Source organism: Luteimonas galliterrae, from assembly GCF_023374055.1.
GTDB lineage: Bacteria > Pseudomonadota > Gammaproteobacteria > Xanthomonadales > Xanthomonadaceae > Luteimonas_C > Luteimonas_C galliterrae.
The window spans coordinates 168,816-186,602 of the sequence record NZ_JAMBEP010000003.1 but is presented as its reverse complement, the minus strand read 5'-3'; the positions used below and the strand labels follow the sequence as shown (position 1 = coordinate 186,602).

Below are 17,787 nucleotides of genomic sequence, written 5' to 3'. Positions count from 1 at the left end.
TCATGGAACTTTTTCGATGCGTTCATTTTCGTGCCGTGCGCACGCGCAGGCGCGCTTTCGCCAAGCGCGAGAAAAAGCATGAGTTTGTTGCGCGGCTTGCCGCCTGCGATCGGCGACGGCATGCGCGTACTGGTGCTCGGTTCGATGCCCGGCGAAGCGTCGTTGCGTCAGCAGCAGTACTACGGCCATCCGCGCAACCGCTTCTGGCCGCTGATGGAAGCGTTGTTCGGCGTCGATGCGGGCTTGCCTTATCCGCAGCGGATCGCCGCGTTGCATGCCGCAGGCGTGGGCCTGTGGGACGTGCTCGGCGCTTGCGTGCGGCGCGGCAGTCTGGACAGCGCGATCGAACGCGATAGCGAAATCGCAAACCCCATCGCCGCGCTGTGCGCGCGGTCGCCGGGTTTGCGTGCGATCGCTTTGAACGGCGGCAAGGCGGCGCAAGCGTTCGCGCGCCACGTCGAACCGCAACTGGACGCGGCGCTGGCGCGACGGCTGTCGATCCACCGCCTGCCGTCGACCAGTCCCGCCAACGCGTCCTACGCGTTGGCGCAGTTGCAGGCGGCGTGGTCCGCGGTGACGGCCGCCCGTTCCGGCGAATAAGTGCGGATGCCAGCGGCCGAGGCGCAGGGACTGGCGGCGTCGGGGCGGTAGAGGCCGTAGCCGCAGCCGATCCCGGCGGTCAGCAGAGCCAGCGCCAGCGCGCCGCGCTGGAAGACGTGTTGCAAGCGTTGCATGGCGGTCACCGTAAGTCTTTCATTCCGCATCCCGGGTCCCTTGCATTTAGGGATGCGCCGCGAGCGCCCGGCGTTGCATGGCCGCCTGTTCACGTGACGAAGGTCATGGCGCCGACCGGCAGGGGACGCGGAGCGCCGGATTTGGCAAGCTGGCGGCGTCCGGAATATCCGACATGGGAAACGATCATGCGTTCGGCTTCGATAGGGCTTTCGTTGTTGCTGCTGGCCGGCACCGCCCAGGCGGATATCAACGTCGAATGCGACGTCGATAGCGATTACGACTTCGCGATCACCGACAAGAGCGTCATCTTCACCCGCAGCACGGGCACGCCCAAGGCGATCGTGATGCGCCAGGGCCGCATGTTCGTCGACGACCGCTGGGTGACCTTGAGTGCGGCCGACAGCAAGCGCATCGCGGACTACGAACGCGAGGCGCGCGCGGTGATGCCGCTGGCGCGGCAGGTGGGCCTGGATGCTGCCGACATCGCCTTTACCACGCTGGCCGAAGTTGCCGCCGGATTCGGCGGCGATCCGGCGCGCACCCGCAGCAAGCTCGACAAGGCCCGCACGCAACTGGACCGCGAACTGGCGCGTGCGGTGAGTCCCACCCACTACAACAGCGAGGCCATGGGCGAAAGCATCGGCAACGCAGTCAAGGACGTGTTGCCCACGCTGATCGGCGACATCGTCAGCGGCGCGCTCGGCGCGGCATTCTCCGGCGACGAGGAGCGGCTGAAGCGGATGGAGAACATGGACAAGGACATCGAAGCGCGCATCAAGCCGCGCGCCGACGCGCTGGAAGTCCGTGCCCGCGCCCTTTGCCGGAAGATGGAAGCGCTGGACGGCATCGACAACACGCTGGAATACCGCCTGGCCGACGGCCGGACGCTGGACCTGCTCGAGCTCAAGCCGCCGGAAAAGCGCCGCGACCGCGATTGAGCGTCCTGCTCTTCGTAGGAGCGGCTTCAGCCGCGAGCTTTTATCCGCATATTTGCTGCCGGGCAAAAAAGCTCGCGGCTGAAGCCGTTCCTACTAAAAGCGCGCTTTGCGGGCATCCGGCGCCGTACGGGCCGATCGTGGTTGGCGCTTAACGCTTCACCCGCCACAATAGCCCTCTCACTGTACGTCGGAGGGCCGCATGGCCGAGTTGAAGGAAGCGCGCGTCCCGGATATCGGCGGCTACGACGACGTGCCGGTGATCGAGGTGCTGGTCGCGGTCGGCGACAGCGTCGCCAAGGACCAGGGCCTGATCACCCTGGAGTCCGACAAAGCGACCATGGAAGTGCCGGCGCCGTTCGCCGGCGTGATCAAGGAATTGAAGGTCAAGGTCGGCGACGCGCTGTCCGAAGGCAGCGTGGTGGCGATGATCGAAGCCGCCGATGCCGGCGCCGCCGCTTCCGCCGACAAGCCCGCGTCCGCGCCGGCGCCGGCGGTGATCGAGTCCAAGGACGATCCCATCGTCGAACCCGTCGCACCGGCCGCCAAGCCAGACAACATCGCCGAAGTCTCTATCGCCGCCAGCCAGGCGGCGCAGGCCGCCGAAGCCGCGCCGATGGGCGCCGGCCTGCCGCCGGTGCGTTTCGACGCCGAAGCGCTTCTGCCCGGCAAGGTGCCTTACGCCAGCCCGGCGGTGCGCCTGTTCGCACGCGAACTCGGCGTGGATCTGCTGCAGGTCAGCGGTTCCGCGCGCGGCGGCCGGATCAGCAAGGAAGACGTGCAGAACCACGTCAAGCACGCGCTGCAAACCGGCGGCGCCGCGACTGCTGCGGTCGGCGGCGGCGGCGGTTTGAATTTGCTGCCTTGGCCCAAGGTGGATTTCGCCAAGTTCGGCGAGACCGAAACCAAGCCGCTGTCGAAGATCAAGAAGATCTCCGGCGCCAACCTGGCGCGCAACTGGGCGATGATCCCGCACGTCACCCAGCACGACGATGCCGACATCACCGGTCTGGAGGAACTGCGCGTCGCCCTCAACAAGGAAAACGAGAAGGCCGGCATCAAGCTCACCATGCTCGCCTTCATCATGAAGGCCAGCGTGGCCGCGCTGCAGAAATTCCCGGATTTCAATTCGTCGCTCGATGCGAGCGGCGAGAACCTGACGCTGAAGAAATATTTCCACATCGGCTTCGCCGCCGACACGCCCAACGGCCTGGTCGTGCCGGTGGTGCGCGACGTCGACAGGAAAGGCGTGATCGATATCGCCCACGAAACCTCCGAACTGGCCAAGAAGGCGCGCGACGGCAAGCTCGGTCCGGCCGAGATGAGCGGCGGCTGCTTCTCGATCAGCTCGCTCGGCGGCATCGGCGGCACCGCGTTCACGCCGATCGTCAATGCGCCCGAAGTCGCGATCCTGGGCGTGTCGAAGTCGGCGACCAAGCCGGTCTGGGACGGCAAGCAATTCGCGCCGCGGCTGATCCTGCCGTTGTCGCTGAGCTACGACCACCGCGTGATCGACGGCGCCGCCGCCGCGCGCTTCACCGCCTATCTGGCGCAATTGCTCGGCGACATGCGCCGCGTGCTGTTGTAAGGGGCGCGACGATGGCCAATACGATCGAAATCAAGGTTCCCGACATCGGCGGCTACGACGACGTGCCGGTGATCGAAGTGCTGGTCGCGGTCGGCGACACCGTCGCCAAGGACCAGGGCCTGGTCACGCTGGAATCGGACAAGGCGACCATGGAAGTGCCGTCGTCGGCCGCGGGCGTGGTCAAAGAATTGAAAGTCAAGGTCGGCGACAAGCTGTCCGAAGGCTCCGTGGTCGCGATCCTGGAGAGCGAAGGCGCCGCCGACGCCAAACCTGCCGAGGCCAAGCCCGCTGCCGCAACCCCTGCTCCTGCCGCCGAGGCTCCGACGCCCAAGCCGCCGGTCGCGCCATCGCCGGCCAAACCTGCAGAACCTGCGCCGCAGGCCGTCGCGACCAGCGGCAAGAAAGCCGACATCGAATGCAAGATCGTCGTGCTCGGCGCCGGCGTCGGCGGCTACAGCGCCGCGTTCCGTGCTGCGGATCTGGGCATGGACACGGTGCTGATCGAGCGCTATCCCACGCTCGGCGGCGTCTGCCTCAACGTCGGCTGCATTCCGTCCAAGGCATTGCTGCACGCCGCTGCGGTGATCGAAGAGGCCGCGCACGCCGCCGATTTCGGCGTCGACTTCGGCAAGCCCAAGATCGCGATCGACAAGCTGCGCGCCTACAAGGAAAAGGTCGTCGCCCAGCTGACCAAGGGCCTGGCCGGCATGTCCAAGCAGCGCAAGGTGCGCGTGGTGACCGGCGTTGCGAAATTCGTATCCGCGAACGAAATGGAAGTGGTCGTCGACGGCAAGCCGCAACTGCTGCGCTTCGAGCAGTGCGTGATCGCCGCCGGCTCGCAGCCGCTGAAGCTGCCGGGCTTCCCGTGGGACGACCCGCGGGTGATGGATTCCACCGATGCGCTGGAATTGGCCGAAACGCCGAAGAAACTGCTGGTGGTCGGCGGCGGCATCATCGGCCTGGAAATGGCTACGGTGTATCGCGCGCTGGGCAGCGCAGTCACCGTCGTCGAACTGGCCGATCAGTTGATGCCGGGCGCCGATTTGGACCTGGTCAAGCCGCTGGCGGACCGTTTGAAGAAGCAAGGCGTCGCCATTCACCTGAAAACCAAGGTCGTCGAAGCCAAGGCGCAGAAGAACGGCATCGTCTGTACGTTCGAAGGCGCCAGCGAACCTGCCGACAAGCTGTTCGACCGCGTGCTGGTGGCGGTGGGCCGCGCGCCCAACGGCAAGAAGCTCGACGCCGAAAAGGCCGGCGTGCGCGTCGGCGAACGCGGCTTCATCGACGTCGACCGGCAGATGCGCACCAACGTGCCGCACATCTTCGCGATCGGCGACATCATCGGGCAGCCGATGCTGGCGCACAAAGCCTCGCACGAAGGCAGGCTCGCCGCCGAAGTAGCGGCGGGCGAAAAGAAGGAATGGGTCGCGCGCGTGATCCCGTCGGTGGCCTTCACCGATCCGGAAATCGCCTGGGTGGGCGTCACCGAGACCGAAGCCAAGGCCAAGGGCATCCACTACGGCGTCGGCAAGTTCCCGTGGGTGGCCAGCGGCCGCGCCATCGGCATCGGCCGCACCGAGGGCTTCACCAAGCTGATCTTCGACGAAGCCACGCACCGCATCATCGGCGCCGGCATCGTCGGCGTGCATGCCGGCGACCTGATCTCCGAACTGGCGCTGGCGATCGAGATGGGCTGCGAAGCGGCCGACATCGGCCATACCATCCACCCGCATCCCACGCTCGGCGAGTCGGTGGGCATGGCGGCGGAAGTGTACGAAGGCACCATCACCGACCTGTATATTCCGAAAAGAAAGTAATCGCGACCACGCCAGGAGCGGCACATGCCCAAGCTTTACGACAAGTCCAACGACCGCCTGCTCGGCGAGGTCAGCCAGGAAGACGTGGATCTGCTGATCGCGCAGTTCGAAGAAGAGTCAAGCCGAGACCGCGACTACTACGTCAACAACGACACCTTCATGATGCTGGCCGACGCCGGCGCGTCGTCGGCGCTCCTCGATGCGATCAAGTCGGCGCTGGACGCCAACGGCGAGTGCGAGATCCGCTGGCAGGCCGATTGATCTCGTAGAGCGGAAACCTCTGCTTGGTAGGTGCGAATTTATTCGCACGCTCTTGATTTTGTCGCAAAGAGCGTGCGAATAAATTCGCACCTACAGAAAGCAGTGGAGCAAGCTCCGCTCTGCAGGTCGGATATCAGAACGCGAACGTCACGCCCGCGATCGGCCCCTTGAAGCGCTGGTCCAGGCCCAGCACGCCGTCGTTGCCGCCGCGCTCGACGTCGATCTTGAACCAGTCGTAGCCGAGGTAAGCGCCGAAGTTCTTGGTGAAGCGGTATTCGGCGATGGCATTGGCGCGGCTGATGTCGCCTTCGTAGTCGTCGAAGTTGCCCCAGTCCGCATTCAAGTACTGGCCTTGCACGACGAAACGCCAATGGTCGTTCGGCGATGCCGTGTAACGCAGGCCGACCACCGGCGCGTAGCCGTCGTCGCTGGCGCTGTCCTCGTAGCTGAAGGGCCCGGCCTGCGCGAACAGCTTCGCTTCGAGCTTGGCGTACTCGACGCCGATCTGCAGGCCCAGGCTGTTGGTCGGGGTTTCGACGATCGAATAGTCGTACATCGCGCTGGCCAATTCGAACTGCGCTTCGGTCTTGGCGAAGCTGCCGCGCGGGATGGTGATGTTCTGGAACGAGAAATCGTTGTCCAGCGTCGCGCGGCGGTCTTTGTCGTAATTGAAATAGTTGAACAGCAGGCGGTGGCGGTCGCCGAACTTGAACATGCCTTCGACGCGCGGAACGAGCTCTTCGCCGCCGAAATCGAAGTCTTCCTCGAAGCTCAGGGGCTGGCCCGCGAATACGGTGCGGCCGGAAAGGGTGCTGTCGGCTTCGGCGTTCATCGCGCCCAGGCGCAGCACGAAACGGTCTTCGTCGGCATGGGCGGGCAGGGCGAGTAGCGCGCCAGCGAGCGTCAGGCCCAGGGTCAGGGGGATTTTTTGGGGGATCACAGCAAGGCTCCGGAGTCGAAAAAAGAGGCGGTACTTCATGTACCGCCCGGTGTATTAATGACGGATCCGGGGTGCAGCGAGCGTGAAAGCGTTTCCATCGAAGCGATCGCTTCAGCCGGAAAAGGCGAAGCCCCGGTCTGGACCGGGGCTTCTGGGGCCTGCCACAAGGATCGACGAGGGTTGTGGGGCAGGCTTCACTAAGACTGACCCGCCGTTTCGGCAAAGGTTCCGCAGCGATGCGAACAGGCGCGCACGGACATGAATATCGCAACTCGATGACGGCGACCGAACTTTCAGCGGTTGCCGCAGAAAAAGGCCGACTGCTATAATTTTGCGGCTCCGCGGGGCGTTATTGGCGCCCCATCCTCCGCAAGCTGAACAGGGTCGAGCGTGCACGATCCCATTGCTGCTGGCCGCCGCTCGGCGCTTCGCGCCGCGGCAGTCCAGGTCGCCGTCGCCCTGTTGGTCGCGCTGGCGTTCCTGATGCAAGGGCCGCGGCAGGCGTTGGCGGCGGGGATCGGCGGCGGCGCGTTGGCCTTGGGCAATGCGCTGGCGGCCGGTGTGTCGTTGGGGGGGATCGTGCCGGCAAGGGTCGCGTTCGCGCGGCTGCTGCTCGGCGCGCTGCTCAAGTGGGTGGTCGCGATAGGCATGTTCGCGATCGCATTGGGAGCCTGGCGCTTGCCGCCGCTTCCGATGGTGGCGGGGCTGGCGGCGGGATTGCTGGCTTATCTGTTGGCTTTGAATCTTCGGTTACATCCTTCAAAACGAACGCAAACGTAAGGGTCGATAGCGTGATCGTCGAAAGCACGGGTCAAGCGCCGGAATCCGGCGGCGGGGCCACCGAATACATCCAGCATCACCTTCACCATCTCCAATGGCAGGTGGGCGAAGGCAAGTTCATGACGATCAACATCGACAGCGTGGCGTTCACACTGGCGTTGTGCGCGTTGTTCCTGTTCTTCTTCATCCGCACCGCGCGCAAGGCCACACCGGGCGTGCCGGGCAAGTTCCAGGCCTTCGTCGAGATGGTCGTGGGCTTCGTCGACGGCATGGTGCGCGAGACCTTCCACGGCCGCAGCAAGCTGATCGCGCCGCTGGCATTGACCATCTTCTGCGTCGTGTTCCTGATGAACTTCATGGACATGATCCCGGTCGACTGGTTGCCGGGCCTGTGGGCCACGGGCCATGAAGTCGCCGGCCACGATGCGTCCCACGCCTATCTGCGCGTGGTGCCCACCGCCGACCTCAACACCACGCTCGGCCTGTCGCTGATGGTGTTCCTGCTGATCCAGGTGTTCGGCATCAGCCACAAGGGCCTAGGCACCTTCACCAAGGAAGCGTTCACCGCGCCGTTCCATGCCGAAGGCGCGGTGATGAAGATCTTGTTGGCCCCGGCCAACCTGCTGCTGCGCATCATCGAAGAGCTGGTGCGCCCGCTCAGCCTTACGCTGCGACTGTTCGGCAACATGTACGCCGGCGAGCTGATCTTCATCCTGATCGCGCTGATGACCTGGAACGCCGCGTTCTCCAGCGGAATGACCTACGTCATGGGCCCGCTGCAGTTCATCTCCGGGTTCGTGTGGACCGCGTTCCACATCCTGGTGATCACGCTGCAGGCTTTCATATTCATGATGCTGACCATCGTCTACCTGAGCATGGCGGCGGAGAGCCACTGACCCCGTTTCGAATTTCACCTCCCACCCACAGTTTCTTTTTATCTAGCGCAATACGGAGCACACCATGGAAAACGCAGCCCTCATCGCCGAAGTGATGAAGTTCACCGTCATCGCCGCCGGCCTCCTGATCGGCCTGGGCGCCCTCGGCACCGCGATCGGTTTCGCCATCCTCGGCGGCAAGTTCCTGGAGGGTTCGGCCCGCCAGCCGGAACTGACCCCGATGCTGCAGACCAAGATGTTCATCGTCGCCGGCTTGCTGGACGCGGTGCCGATCATCGGCGTCGCCATCGCGCTGCTCCTGATCTTCGCCAACCCGTTCCTGTCGGCGCTCGGCGCCTAATCAGCAACGCGGTCAGGCAATCGCCGATGGCATAGGGCCGTCGGCGCCAGGAGCAACGCAATGGATATCAACCTTACATTCGTCGTCCAGGGACTCGCGTTCTTCGCGGTCGCGTGGATGGTGATGAAGTTCGGCTGGCCGCACATCATCGCGGCCATCGAGGAACGCCAGCAGAAGATCGCTGAAGGCCTCGCCGCGGCCGACAACAGCCAGAAGGCGCTGGCCCAGGCGCAGGACAAGGTCAACGAAGAGTTGAAGGTCGCCCGCGCCAAGGCCAACGAGATCATCGAGCAGGCGCATCAGCGCGCCAATCAGATCATCGATGCGGCCAAGACCGAAGCGATCGCCGAAGGCGCACGCCAGAAGGCGTTGGCCGAAAGCGAGATCGCCGCGGCCTCCAACCGCGCCCGCGAAGATCTGCGCAAGCAGGTGTCCTCGCTGGCCGTGAGCGGCGCCGAGAAGCTGCTGCGCCGCGAAATCGACGCCAACGCCCACAAGGCGCTGCTCGAAGAGCTGGCGGCAGAGATCTGATATGAGCCAGGCCCTCACCCTCGCCCGTCCCTACGCACGCGCCGCTTTCTCGCTCGCTCGCGACGGCGGCAAATTGTCGGCCTGGTCCGATGCGCTCGGCTTCGCCGCGCGCATCGGCGCCGATCCGCAGATCGCCGCGCTGCTGGGCAATCCCAAGCTGACCCATGCCGATGCGGTGACGCTGCTGTCGCCCGACGGCGCCAGCGAGACCTTCGGCAACTTCCTCGCATTGTTGGCGGACAACCGCCGCCTCGCGCTGCTGCCGGAAATCGCGGGCCTGTACGAGGAGCTGCGCGCCGAAGCCGAGCGCGTGGTCAAGGCCAAGGTGACGTCCGCCGCGGCGCTGCCGGCCGGCGAACTGGAAACGCTCAAGGCCGCGCTGAAGAAGCGCTTCGGCCGCGAGGTCGAGATCGAGACGGCGGTCGACGAGTCGCTGATCGGCGGCGCGGTGATCGATGCCGGCGACGTGGTCATCGACGGATCGCTGCGCGGCAAGCTGTCGCGCCTGCAGTCCGCATTGGCCAACTAACGACATTCATTTAGTCAGCCGGCGGCGACGCCGGCACACAGGGAAACACCGATGGCAACCACGCAGCTCAACCCGTCCGAAATCAGCGAACTGATCAAGAACCGCATCGAGAAGGTCAAGCTGGCCGCCGAGGCGCGCAACGAAGGCACGGTCACCTCGGTGTCCGACGGCATCGTGCGCATCCACGGCCTGGCCGACGTGATGCAGGGCGAAATGATCGAACTGCCCAACAACACGTTCGCGCTGGCGCTGAACCTGGAGCGCGACTCGGTCGGCGCCGTGGTGCTCGGCGACTACGAACACCTGCGCGAAGGCGACACCGCCAAGACCACCGCGCGCATCCTGGAAGTGCCGATCGGCCCGGAACTGCTGGGCCGCGTCGTCAACGCGCTCGGCGAGCCGATCGACGGCAAGGGCCCGATCGCCGCCACGCAGACCGCGCCGGTGGAAACCATCGCCCCGGGCGTGATCGCGCGCAAGTCGGTGTCGCAGCCGGTGCAGACCGGCTACAAGGCCATCGACTCGATGATCCCGATCGGCCGCGGCCAGCGCGAGCTGATCATCGGCGACCGCCAGACCGGCAAGACCGCGGTCGCGATCGACGCGATCATCAACCAGAAGGGCACCGGCGTTAAGTGCATCTACGTGGCCATCGGGCAGAAGAACAGCTCGATCGCCAACGTCGTGCGCAAGCTGGAAGAGCACGGCGCGATGGCCCACACCATCGTCGTCGCCGCCGCCGCCGCCGAATCGGCCGCGATGCAGTACATCGCGCCGTACGCCGGCTGCACCATGGGCGAGTACTACCGCGACCGCGGCGAAGACGCGCTGATCATCTACGACGACCTGTCCAAGCAGGCCGTGGCCTACCGCCAGATCTCGCTGCTGCTGCGCCGCCCGCCGGGCCGCGAAGCGTACCCGGGCGACGTGTTCTACCTGCACAGCCGCCTGCTCGAGCGCGCCGCGCGCGTCAACGAGGCCTATGTCGAGAAATTCACCGAAGGCAAGGTCAAGGGCAAGACCGGCTCGCTGACCGCGCTGCCGATCATCGAAACCCAGGCCGGCGACGTGTCCGCGTTCGTGCCGACCAACGTGATCTCGATCACCGACGGCCAGATCTTCCTCGAGACCGACCTGTTCAACGCCGGCATCCGCCCGGCCGTGAACGCCGGCATCTCGGTGTCGCGCGTCGGCGGCGCGGCGCAGACCAAGATCATGAAGAAGCTGTCCGGCGGCATCCGTATCGCGCTGGCCCAGTACCGCGAGCTGGCTGCGTTCGCGCAGTTCGCCTCGGACCTGGACGAAGCCACCCGCAAGCAGCTCGAGCGCGGCCAGCGCGTCACCGAGCTGATGAAGCAGAAGCAGTACGCGCCGATGTCGGTGGCCGAGCAGTCGCTGTCGATCTACGCGGTCGACAAGGGCTACATGGACGAGGTGCCGGTCAACAAGATCGGCGCGTTCGAAGAGGCGCTGCACGCGCACTTCGCCAACACCTCCGGCGACCTGCTGAAGAAGATCAACGACAGCGGCGACTGGAACGACGAGATCGAGGCCGGCTTCAAGAAGGGCATCGAAGAATTCGTCGCAACCGGCAGCTGGTAAGCGCAGGGCGGGTCTCGACCCGCGGCTCGTAGGTTCCGAAGTCGTAACGGCGGGTTGAAACCCGCCCCACGGGAAGAAAGAGATGGCAGGCGGCAGAGAAATCAAAACCAAGATCAAGAGCGTGCAGAACACCCGCAAGGTGACGCGCGCGCTCGAAATGGTCTCGGCCTCCAAGATCCGCAAGGCGCAGGAACGCATGAAGGCGTCGCGTCCGTACGCGCGCGCCATGAAGCAGGTCATCGGCCATCTGGCGCAGGCCAATTCCGAGTTCCAGCATCCGTACCTGGTGCAGCGCGCGGAAACCAAGCGCGTCGGCTACATCATCGTCTCCTCCGACCGCGGCCTGGCCGGCGGCCTCAACAACAACCTGTTCCGCAAGCTGCTGGGCGAAATGCGCAAGTGGCAGGAGCAGGGCGTCGAGGTAGACGTGGTCACCATCGGCCAGAAGGCGTCGGTATTCTTCCGGCGCATTAAGGTCAACATGCTGGCCACCGTCACCCACCTGGGCGACCAGCCGCATGTGGAGCAGCTGGTCGGCGTGATCAAGGTGATGCTGGACGCGTACACGGCAGGCAAGGTGGACCGCGTGTTCCTGGTGTACAACGATTTCGTCAACACCATGACCCAGCGCGCGGCGTTCGATCAGCTGCTGCCGCTGCCGGAGTCGGACCAGCCGGTCGCGCACCACGACTGGGATTACATCTACGAACCCGACGCGCAGACCGTGCTGGAGCACGTGCTGACCCGTTACGTGGAGTCGCTGGTGTACCAGGCGGTGATGGAGAACGTGGCGTCGGAGCACGCCGCGCGCATGGTCGCGATGAAGGCGGCCAGCGACAACGCCAACAAACTGATCGAAACGCTGAACCTGGTCTACAACAAGGCCCGGCAGGCGGCGATCACCCAGGAGATCTCGGAAATCGTCGGCGGTGCCGCGGCGGTTTGATATCGCGTTTTTTGCTGGGCCTGTCGCTGCGCAAACGGCGGATCCGGTGGTTTGAAGTAGGAAACTTCTCTGCGCAATCGAAAACGCACCATCGAATCGTCCCCATCAGCAAACAAAGGAATCCTTGATGAATAAGCTCCTGATCGCCATCGCCCTGTGCGCCGCCCTGGCCGCATGCAAGAAGGAAGAAGCCGCTCCGGCCGCCGACGCCGCAGCTCCGGCTGCCGCTCCTGCGGACGCCGCCGCCACCGCTGCCGCTCCGGTTGCCGCGGGCCTGCCGCAGGAGTGCGAGGATTATCTGAATCGCGCCAAGGCCTGCTTCGCCAAGTCCGGCGGCAACGCCGCTGCGGCTGCGTTCCAGCAGGGCATCGATCAGTCCAAGGCGCAATGGGAAGCCGTGGCCGACAAGACCAGCCTGGTCGCCAGCTGCAAGTCGGCCAACGACCAGTTCGCCCAGGTCGTCGCGGCGCTGAAGTGCGAGTAATCGTTTGATCCCGTCGCTGTCCGTCCCCGGGCGGGCAGCGACGATCCCGCGGATGTTCGGGAAAGCCGCCCGGTTTTCCCGAACACCCGAAAAACTTTTTGAAGAGTGAGTCAGGCCATGAACACCGCCAACAACCAGGGCAAGATCGTCCAGATCATCGGCGCGGTCGTCGACGTCGAATTCCCGCGCGAGAGCGTGCCGCGCGTGTACGACGCGCTGAAGGTGCAGAACACCGCGATCACGCTGGAAGTGCAGCAGCAGCTCGGCGACGGCATCGTGCGCACCATCGCGCTGGGTTCCACCGACGGCCTCAAGCGCCACCTGGTCGCGGTCAACACCGGCAAGGCCGTATCGGTGCCGGTCGGCGTCGGCACGCTGGGCCGCATCATGAACGTGCTCGGCGAGCCGATCGACGAAGCCGGCCCGGTCGAGGCGACCGAGCATTGGGAAATCCACCGCACCGCGCCGAGCTACGAAGACCAGGCCTCGACCAACGAGCTGCTGGAAACCGGCATCAAGGTCATCGACCTGATGTGCCCGTTCGCCAAGGGCGGCAAGGTCGGCCTGTTCGGCGGCGCCGGCGTGGGCAAGACCGTGAACATGCTCGAGCTGATCAACAACATCGCCACCGAGCACGCCGGCCTGTCGGTGTTCGCCGGCGTCGGCGAGCGCACTCGCGAAGGCAACGACTTCTACCACGAGATGGCCGAAGCCGGCGTCATCAAGCTGGAGAACATGAAGGAGTCGAAAGTGGCGATGGTGTACGGCCAGATGAACGAGCCGCCGGGCAACCGCCTGCGCGTCGCGTTGACCGGCCTGACCATGGCCGAATACTTCCGCGACGAGAAGGACGCTTCGGGCAAGGGCCGCGACGTGCTGTTCTTCGTCGACAACATCTACCGCTACACGCTGGCCGGCACCGAAGTGTCGGCGCTGCTGGGCCGCATGCCGTCGGCGGTGGGCTACCAGCCCACGCTGGCCGAGGAAATGGGCGTGCTGCAGGAGCGCATCACCTCGACCAAGACCGGCTCGATCACCTCTATCCAGGCCGTGTACGTGCCCGCGGACGACCTGACCGACCCGTCGCCGGCGACCACGTTCGCGCACTTGGACGCGACCGTCGTGCTGAGCCGCAACATCGCCTCGCTGGGTATTTATCCGGCGGTGGATCCGCTGGATTCGACCAGCCGCCAGCTCGACCCGAACGTGATCGGCAACGAGCACTACGACACCGCGCGCCGCGTGCAGTCGACGCTGCAGAAGTACAAGGAACTGAAGGACATCATCGCGATCCTGGGCATGGACGAGCTGTCGGAAGAGGACAAGCAGGCCGTGTCGCGCGCGCGCAAGATCGAGCGCTTCTTCAGCCAGCCGTTCCACGTGGCCGAAGTGTTCACCGGCTCGCCGGGCAAGTACGTGTCGCTGAAGGACACCATCCGCGGCTTCAAGATGATCGTCGACGGCGAATGCGACCACGTGCCCGAGCAAGCCTTCTACATGGTCGGCGGCATCGAGGAAGCGCTCGAGAAAGCCAAGAAAATTACGGGCTGATCCCGTAATTTTCGGGATTAGTGATTAGGGATTAGTGATTCGGTAAAAGCGGGTGGGGGAACGAGGTTTTTGGGATTCGCGTTTGCCAATCCCGAATCCCGAATCCCGAATCCCGTTTCCGAGCAAAGCGAGGAAACATGGCATCCACCATCCGTTGCGACATCGTCAGCGCCGAAGCCGAGATCTTCCACGGCGAAGCGACCATGATCGTCGCCACCGGCGAACTGGGCGAGCTCGGCATCGCGCCGCGTCACGCGCCGCTGATCACGCGTCTGAAGCCGGGCAAAGTCGTGGTGACGCAGCCTAGCGGCGAAACCTTGGACTTCGCCATCTCCGGCGGCATCCTCGAGGTGCAGCCGCAGGTCGTGACCATTCTGGCCGACACCGCGGTGCGCGCGCAGGACATCGACGAGGCATCGGTCCGCGCGGCGATCGAGGAAGCCGAGCGCGTGCTGGCGCATAAGGATCCGAAGATGAGCGCCGAAGAAGCGCAGGCGCAGCTGGCGATGAGCGTCGCCCAGCTCAGCGCGCTCGAACGTTTGCGCAAGAACATGAAGCACTGATCTCCGCGACGACGAAACGAAAAACGCTGGCCTCGCGCCGGCGTTTTTTGCTTTTCAGCCCTCGCTTTGTAAGCGGGGCTTGCCCCGCTGCTCTTGCCCTTAAGCCCTTCGCTCTTATGCCGTCATCCCAGCGAACGCTGGGACCCATGTTGCTCTGGCCCCTCAGCCGCATCCCGGCGAACGCCGGACTGCGGAGGCAGGATGCCGGAGCGAACATCCGCGCAGCGGATGGCCCGAAGGGCATGCCGCAGGAGCGGCATGTCATCCAGGCCCGCGTCCTCGCGGCCTGCGCTGCGGCTCGCGCCATGGACAAAGGCTTCCGGCTGCGCCGGGTCACTTTCTTTGCTGGCCCAAAGAAAGTAACCCAAGAAAGGGCCTGAACTGCGGTGCGATGCGTCGCACCTGAAAGTCCGCCCGCTGCTCTTGCCCTTAAGCCCTTCGCTCTTATGCCGTCATCCCAGCGAACGCTGGAACCCATCTTGCTTTTGCTGTTGCCCCTAAGCTGTCATCCCGGCGAAGGCCGGACTGCGCAGGCAGGATGCCGGAGCGAACATCCGCGCAGCGGATGGCCCGAAGGGCATGCCGCAGGAGCGGCATGTCATCCAGGCCCGCGTCCTGGCCGCTTGCGCTGCGACTCGCGCCATGGACAAAGGCTTCCGGGCTGCGCCCGGGTCACTTTCCTTTGTTGGCCCAAAGAAAGTAACCCAAGAAAGGGCCTGAACTGCGGTGCGATGCGTCGCACCTGAAAGTCCGCCAGCGGACCTGCTTTCGTCGCAGGTGACCTTCTTACGCAGGTACTAGATTTTGATTCGCAGCGTATGGGTGACGTGGCTTTTGCGGATTTGCGCTAAGGAGGCGTTCTGGTCGATCGCCTCGAATCTGAATGTCGAAGCGACGGAGGAATCCCGAGCGTTGGCGAGCGGTGGCCAAGAATACGGGGTGGCCCCATCGCCGGGATCCCTTCCAAAGGCCCTTTTTCTTTGGTTACTGTTCTTTTTGGGCCTCACAAAAAGAAAGTAACTCGGCCGCGGTTTTAGCGGACGAAACCCCGGCCCAAAGGGCCGGCAGGTCGCGAGAATCTCAAGCAAAGGCAGCGGGGCAAGCTCCGCTCTACAGAGCAACAGCAAATCTCGCCCGACCCCTCTTTTTCAAAGAGGGGAGACAAGCCAAGGCGCTGGATCCCCGTCTTCGCGGGGATGACGGCTTTATAGAGCGACAGCAGTGGGGCAAGCCCCGCTCTACCAAGGTGAAGCGCTAGCGTTTATAGACCCAGTGCCGCGACAGCACGAAACCAATCACGCCCAGTGCAAGTTCCACGCCCGGCTTGGCCAACCAAGCCCACTTCAGGCCCAGGTAGTCGTCGATGGCGCCCATCGACCAGGTGCTGACCGCGGTGGTGCATAGCCACATCATCACGAAACGCTGCAATTGGGTGCGGCCGACCGCGGTATCGTCGCCGGCGAAGGTGAGCTTGCCGTTGAGCCAGTAGCCGAGCAGCGCGCCGCTGATGCGGCCGAGGATATTGGCCGGCTCCACCGCCATGCCCAGATGGCTCAGGCCGACCATCACGCCCCAGTCCACCAGCCACTGGATACCGCCGATCACCAGGTAATGCTTGCCCTGCCTGCCCAGGCTCATGAGCACGGATACCGGAAAGACGAGGGACGGTCCAAGGATTGCGGCATATCGTGGGAATCGCGGGACGATACGCATGCTAGCAGCGTAGCCCGTTAGAATCCTGCCATCGCAAGCACCGGAACCGCCATGGCCGCGCCCCTGCACGTCGTGATCCTCGCCGCCGGCGAGGGGAAGCGCATGAAATCCAAGCTGCCCAAGGTGCTGCAGAAACTGGCGGGGCGTCCGATGCTGGCGCATGCGATCGACGCCGCCCGCGCCCTGCAGCCGGCGGGCATCCATATCGTGTACGGCCATGGTGGCGATCAGGTGCGCGCGGCATTCGCCGACCAAGCCGATCTGCAATGGGCCGAACAGGCCCAGCAGTTGGGCACCGGCCACGCGGTGCAGCAGGTCATGCCCGATATTCCCGATGGCGCGCACGTGCTGGTGCTGTACGGCGACGTGCCGCTGATCGCGCCCGACACGTTGCGTCGCCTGCTGAACAGTCCGGGACGGCTGTCGGTGCTGGTCGCGGAACTGGCCGACCCCACCGGTTACGGACGCATCCTGCGCGATCCGGAAGGCCGCGTCGCGGCGATCGTCGAGCACAAGGACGCCGGCGAAGAGCAGCGCCGCATCCGCATCGTCAACACCGGCATCGTCGCCGCCGAGGCGACTGCGCTGAAAGGCTGGCTGGCGGCGCTGTCCAACGACAACGCGCAAGGCGAGTACTACCTCACCGACGTCTTCGCCCAGGCGGCGGACGAGTACACGCCGGCGGAAATGGTGATGGTGGCCGATGCCATCGAGACCGAAGGCGCCAACGATCCCTGGCAGCTTTCGCAACTCGAACGCGCCTACCAGTTGCGCGCAGTGCGCGCGTTGTGCGCGCAAGGCGTTCGTTTCGCCGATGTGAACCGCGTCGACATCCGCGGCGGCGTCGCGGTCGGCAACGATGTCGAGATCGACGTCGACGTGGTGCTGGAAGGCGACGTGCGGCTCGGCGACGGCGTCAGCGTCGGCCCGTTCTGCCGCCTCAAGGACGTCAAGCTAGCCGCCGGCACGCAAGTGCGCGCGCATTGCGACCTCGACGGCGCGATCACCGAGGGCGCGGTGCTGATCGGTCCCTACGCGCGGTTACGACCGGGAACGGTATTGGCAGACGGCGCCCACATCGGAAATTTCGTCGAAACCAAGAACGCGAAGATCGGCGTGGGCAGCAAGGCCAACCATCTGACCTATCTGGGCGATGCGGTGGTCGGTGCGGGCGTCAACGTCGGTGCCGGCGTCATCACCTGCAATTACGATGGCGTCAACAAGTCCACCACGACGATCGAGGACGGCGCGTTCATCGGTTCCAATTCGTCGCTGGTGGCGCCGGTGACGATCGGCAAGGGAGCGACGATCGGCGCAGGTGCGGTGATCACCAAGGATGCGCCCGAAGGCCAGCTCACTGTCGCGCGTATGCGGCAGAGCACGGTAGAGGGTTGGCATCGGCCGAAGAAAAAGGGCTAGCTTTTCCCTCTCCCCCGGCGGGAGAGGATGCTCGAAGAGCCCGTTCCAGACATGATCTGGAAGTAGGAGAAGGAACGCGAACGTAGCGAAGCGTGCGTTTGCTCTTGCTGTGAGATGGCGCGAAAAGCCGGGCCCTCTCCCTGGCCCTTCGGGCCTG

19 protein-coding genes are annotated in these 17,787 nt (G+C 64.8%); 16 read left to right on the top strand and 3 right to left on the bottom strand.

Features of this window, described 5'->3' with window-relative positions:
- Nucleotides 1-78 precede the first annotated feature (78 nt).
- Nucleotides 79-600: a DNA-deoxyinosine glycosylase gene (locus M2650_RS13500; protein WP_249475366.1), complete on the top strand. Its 522-nt coding sequence runs from the start codon at nucleotides 79-81 to the stop codon at nucleotides 598-600.
- On the opposite strand, the gene M2650_RS13495 is transcribed toward M2650_RS13500, so the two are convergent.
- On the bottom strand, nucleotides 537-734 hold the full coding sequence (locus M2650_RS13495; RefSeq protein WP_249475365.1) for a hypothetical protein: 198 nt from the start codon (nucleotides 732-734) through the stop codon (nucleotides 537-539). The two genes, M2650_RS13500 and M2650_RS13495, sit on opposite strands and share 64 nt — an antisense overlap.
- Nucleotides 735-920: 186 nt before the next feature.
- Here M2650_RS13495 and M2650_RS13490 point away from each other — a divergent pair, with 186 nt between their 5' ends.
- The 4 genes from M2650_RS13490 to M2650_RS13475 all read left to right on the top strand — a co-directional run bounded on the left by M2650_RS13490 (nucleotide 921) and on the right by M2650_RS13475 (nucleotide 5,336).
- Complete coding sequence (locus M2650_RS13490) at nucleotides 921-1,673, top strand: DUF2884 family protein (RefSeq protein WP_249475364.1); 753 nt, start codon at nucleotides 921-923, stop codon at nucleotides 1,671-1,673.
- Between the two features lie 199 nt (nucleotides 1,674-1,872).
- The gene (locus tag M2650_RS13485; protein ID WP_249475363.1) at nucleotides 1,873-3,258 is read left to right on the top strand and encodes a dihydrolipoyllysine-residue acetyltransferase; all 1,386 of its coding nucleotides are present in this window, start codon (nucleotides 1,873-1,875) and stop codon (nucleotides 3,256-3,258) included.
- A gap of 11 nt (nucleotides 3,259-3,269) precedes the next feature.
- The gene (gene lpdA, locus M2650_RS13480) at nucleotides 3,270-5,075 is read left to right on the top strand and encodes a dihydrolipoyl dehydrogenase (RefSeq protein WP_249475361.1); all 1,806 of its coding nucleotides are present in this window, start codon (nucleotides 3,270-3,272) and stop codon (nucleotides 5,073-5,075) included.
- 24 nt (nucleotides 5,076-5,099) lie between these two features.
- The gene (locus M2650_RS13475) at nucleotides 5,100-5,336 is read left to right on the top strand and encodes a hypothetical protein (RefSeq protein ID WP_249475360.1); all 237 of its coding nucleotides are present in this window, start codon (nucleotides 5,100-5,102) and stop codon (nucleotides 5,334-5,336) included.
- 133 nt (nucleotides 5,337-5,469) lie between these two features.
- On the opposite strand, the gene M2650_RS13470 is transcribed toward M2650_RS13475, so the two are convergent.
- Nucleotides 5,470-6,315 carry a TonB-dependent receptor gene (locus tag M2650_RS13470; RefSeq protein ID WP_425602553.1) on the bottom strand — a complete coding sequence of 282 codons (846 nt, stop codon included), beginning with the start codon at nucleotides 6,313-6,315 and terminating at the stop codon, nucleotides 5,470-5,472.
- A gap of 351 nt (nucleotides 6,316-6,666) precedes the next feature.
- On the opposite strand from M2650_RS13470, the gene M2650_RS13465 reads away from it, so the two are divergent.
- From M2650_RS13465 to M2650_RS13420, 10 genes are all read left to right on the top strand, one after another.
- A complete protein-coding gene (locus M2650_RS13465; protein WP_249475357.1) occupies nucleotides 6,667-7,056 on the top strand; it encodes a hypothetical protein in 390 nt (129 codons plus the stop codon).
- Nucleotides 7,057-7,067: 11 nt separating this feature from the next.
- Nucleotides 7,068-7,952, top strand: coding sequence for a F0F1 ATP synthase subunit A (gene atpB, locus M2650_RS13460; protein ID WP_249475355.1), 885 nt, complete (start codon nucleotides 7,068-7,070; stop codon nucleotides 7,950-7,952).
- 64 nt (nucleotides 7,953-8,016) lie between these two features.
- Nucleotides 8,017-8,292, top strand: coding sequence for a F0F1 ATP synthase subunit C (gene atpE, locus M2650_RS13455; RefSeq protein WP_425602552.1), 276 nt, complete (start codon nucleotides 8,017-8,019; stop codon nucleotides 8,290-8,292).
- 60 nt (nucleotides 8,293-8,352) lie between these two features.
- Nucleotides 8,353-8,823, top strand: a complete 471-nt coding sequence (locus tag M2650_RS13450; RefSeq protein ID WP_249475353.1) for a F0F1 ATP synthase subunit B — start codon at nucleotides 8,353-8,355, stop codon at nucleotides 8,821-8,823.
- 1 nt (nucleotide 8,824) lies between these two features.
- Nucleotides 8,825-9,352, top strand: coding sequence for a F0F1 ATP synthase subunit delta (locus M2650_RS13445; protein WP_249475351.1), 528 nt, complete (start codon nucleotides 8,825-8,827; stop codon nucleotides 9,350-9,352).
- Between the two features lie 51 nt (nucleotides 9,353-9,403).
- A complete protein-coding gene (gene atpA, locus M2650_RS13440; protein ID WP_249475349.1) occupies nucleotides 9,404-10,954 on the top strand; it encodes a F0F1 ATP synthase subunit alpha in 1,551 nt (516 codons plus the stop codon).
- 82 nt (nucleotides 10,955-11,036) lie between these two features.
- Nucleotides 11,037-11,900, top strand: a complete 864-nt coding sequence (atpG, locus tag M2650_RS13435; RefSeq protein WP_249475348.1) for a F0F1 ATP synthase subunit gamma — start codon at nucleotides 11,037-11,039, stop codon at nucleotides 11,898-11,900.
- A gap of 127 nt (nucleotides 11,901-12,027) precedes the next feature.
- The gene (locus tag M2650_RS13430; RefSeq protein WP_249475347.1) at nucleotides 12,028-12,384 is read left to right on the top strand and encodes a hypothetical protein; all 357 of its coding nucleotides are present in this window, start codon (nucleotides 12,028-12,030) and stop codon (nucleotides 12,382-12,384) included.
- A gap of 117 nt (nucleotides 12,385-12,501) precedes the next feature.
- On the top strand, nucleotides 12,502-13,935 hold the full coding sequence (gene atpD, locus M2650_RS13425; RefSeq protein WP_249475346.1) for a F0F1 ATP synthase subunit beta: 1,434 nt from the start codon (nucleotides 12,502-12,504) through the stop codon (nucleotides 13,933-13,935).
- Between the two features lie 137 nt (nucleotides 13,936-14,072).
- Entirely contained in the window at nucleotides 14,073-14,498 is a 426-nt protein-coding gene (locus M2650_RS13420) for a F0F1 ATP synthase subunit epsilon (protein ID WP_249475344.1), read from the top strand.
- 1,254 nt (nucleotides 14,499-15,752) lie between these two features.
- Here M2650_RS13420 and M2650_RS13415 read toward each other — a convergent pair.
- Nucleotides 15,753-16,136: a GtrA family protein gene (locus tag M2650_RS13415; RefSeq protein ID WP_249475343.1), complete on the bottom strand. Its 384-nt coding sequence runs from the start codon at nucleotides 16,134-16,136 to the stop codon at nucleotides 15,753-15,755.
- 126 nt (nucleotides 16,137-16,262) lie between these two features.
- Here M2650_RS13415 and glmU point away from each other — a divergent pair, with 126 nt between their 5' ends.
- Nucleotides 16,263-17,630: a bifunctional UDP-N-acetylglucosamine diphosphorylase/glucosamine-1-phosphate N-acetyltransferase GlmU gene (gene glmU / locus M2650_RS13410; RefSeq protein ID WP_249475341.1), complete on the top strand. Its 1,368-nt coding sequence runs from the start codon at nucleotides 16,263-16,265 to the stop codon at nucleotides 17,628-17,630.
- Nucleotides 17,631-17,787: the final 157 nt, after the last annotated feature.

Bases quoted from the DNA above. Each gene is read 5' to 3' on its own strand.
- M2650_RS13495 (WP_249475365.1), bottom strand. From the start codon at position 734: ATGCAACGCTTGCAACACGTCTTCCAGCGCGGCGCGCTGGCGCTGGCT.
- glmU (WP_249475341.1), top strand. From the start codon at position 16,263: ATGGCCGCGCCCCTGCACGTCGTGATCCTCGCCGCCGGCGAGGGGAAG.
- atpE (WP_425602552.1), top strand. From the start codon at position 8,017: ATGGAAAACGCAGCCCTCATCGCCGAAGTGATGAAGTTCACCGTCATC.
- M2650_RS13415 (WP_249475343.1), bottom strand. From the start codon at position 16,136: ATGAGCCTGGGCAGGCAGGGCAAGCATTACCTGGTGATCGGCGGTATC.
- M2650_RS13490 (WP_249475364.1), top strand. From the start codon at position 921: ATGCGTTCGGCTTCGATAGGGCTTTCGTTGTTGCTGCTGGCCGGCACC.
- lpdA (WP_249475361.1), top strand. From the start codon at position 3,270: ATGGCCAATACGATCGAAATCAAGGTTCCCGACATCGGCGGCTACGAC.
- atpD (WP_249475346.1), top strand. From the start codon at position 12,502: ATGAACACCGCCAACAACCAGGGCAAGATCGTCCAGATCATCGGCGCG.
- M2650_RS13450 (WP_249475353.1), top strand. From the start codon at position 8,353: ATGGATATCAACCTTACATTCGTCGTCCAGGGACTCGCGTTCTTCGCG.
- atpG (WP_249475348.1), top strand. From the start codon at position 11,037: ATGGCAGGCGGCAGAGAAATCAAAACCAAGATCAAGAGCGTGCAGAAC.
- M2650_RS13500 (WP_249475366.1), top strand. From the start codon at position 79: ATGAGTTTGTTGCGCGGCTTGCCGCCTGCGATCGGCGACGGCATGCGC.
- M2650_RS13445 (WP_249475351.1), top strand. From the start codon at position 8,825: ATGAGCCAGGCCCTCACCCTCGCCCGTCCCTACGCACGCGCCGCTTTC.
- M2650_RS13475 (WP_249475360.1), top strand. From the start codon at position 5,100: ATGCCCAAGCTTTACGACAAGTCCAACGACCGCCTGCTCGGCGAGGTC.
- M2650_RS13485 (WP_249475363.1), top strand. From the start codon at position 1,873: ATGGCCGAGTTGAAGGAAGCGCGCGTCCCGGATATCGGCGGCTACGAC.
- M2650_RS13470 (WP_425602553.1), bottom strand. From the start codon at position 6,315: ATGAAGTACCGCCTCTTTTTTCGACTCCGGAGCCTTGCTGTGATCCCC.
- M2650_RS13420 (WP_249475344.1), top strand. From the start codon at position 14,073: ATGGCATCCACCATCCGTTGCGACATCGTCAGCGCCGAAGCCGAGATC.
- M2650_RS13430 (WP_249475347.1), top strand. From the start codon at position 12,028: ATGAATAAGCTCCTGATCGCCATCGCCCTGTGCGCCGCCCTGGCCGCA.
- atpA (WP_249475349.1), top strand. From the start codon at position 9,404: ATGGCAACCACGCAGCTCAACCCGTCCGAAATCAGCGAACTGATCAAG.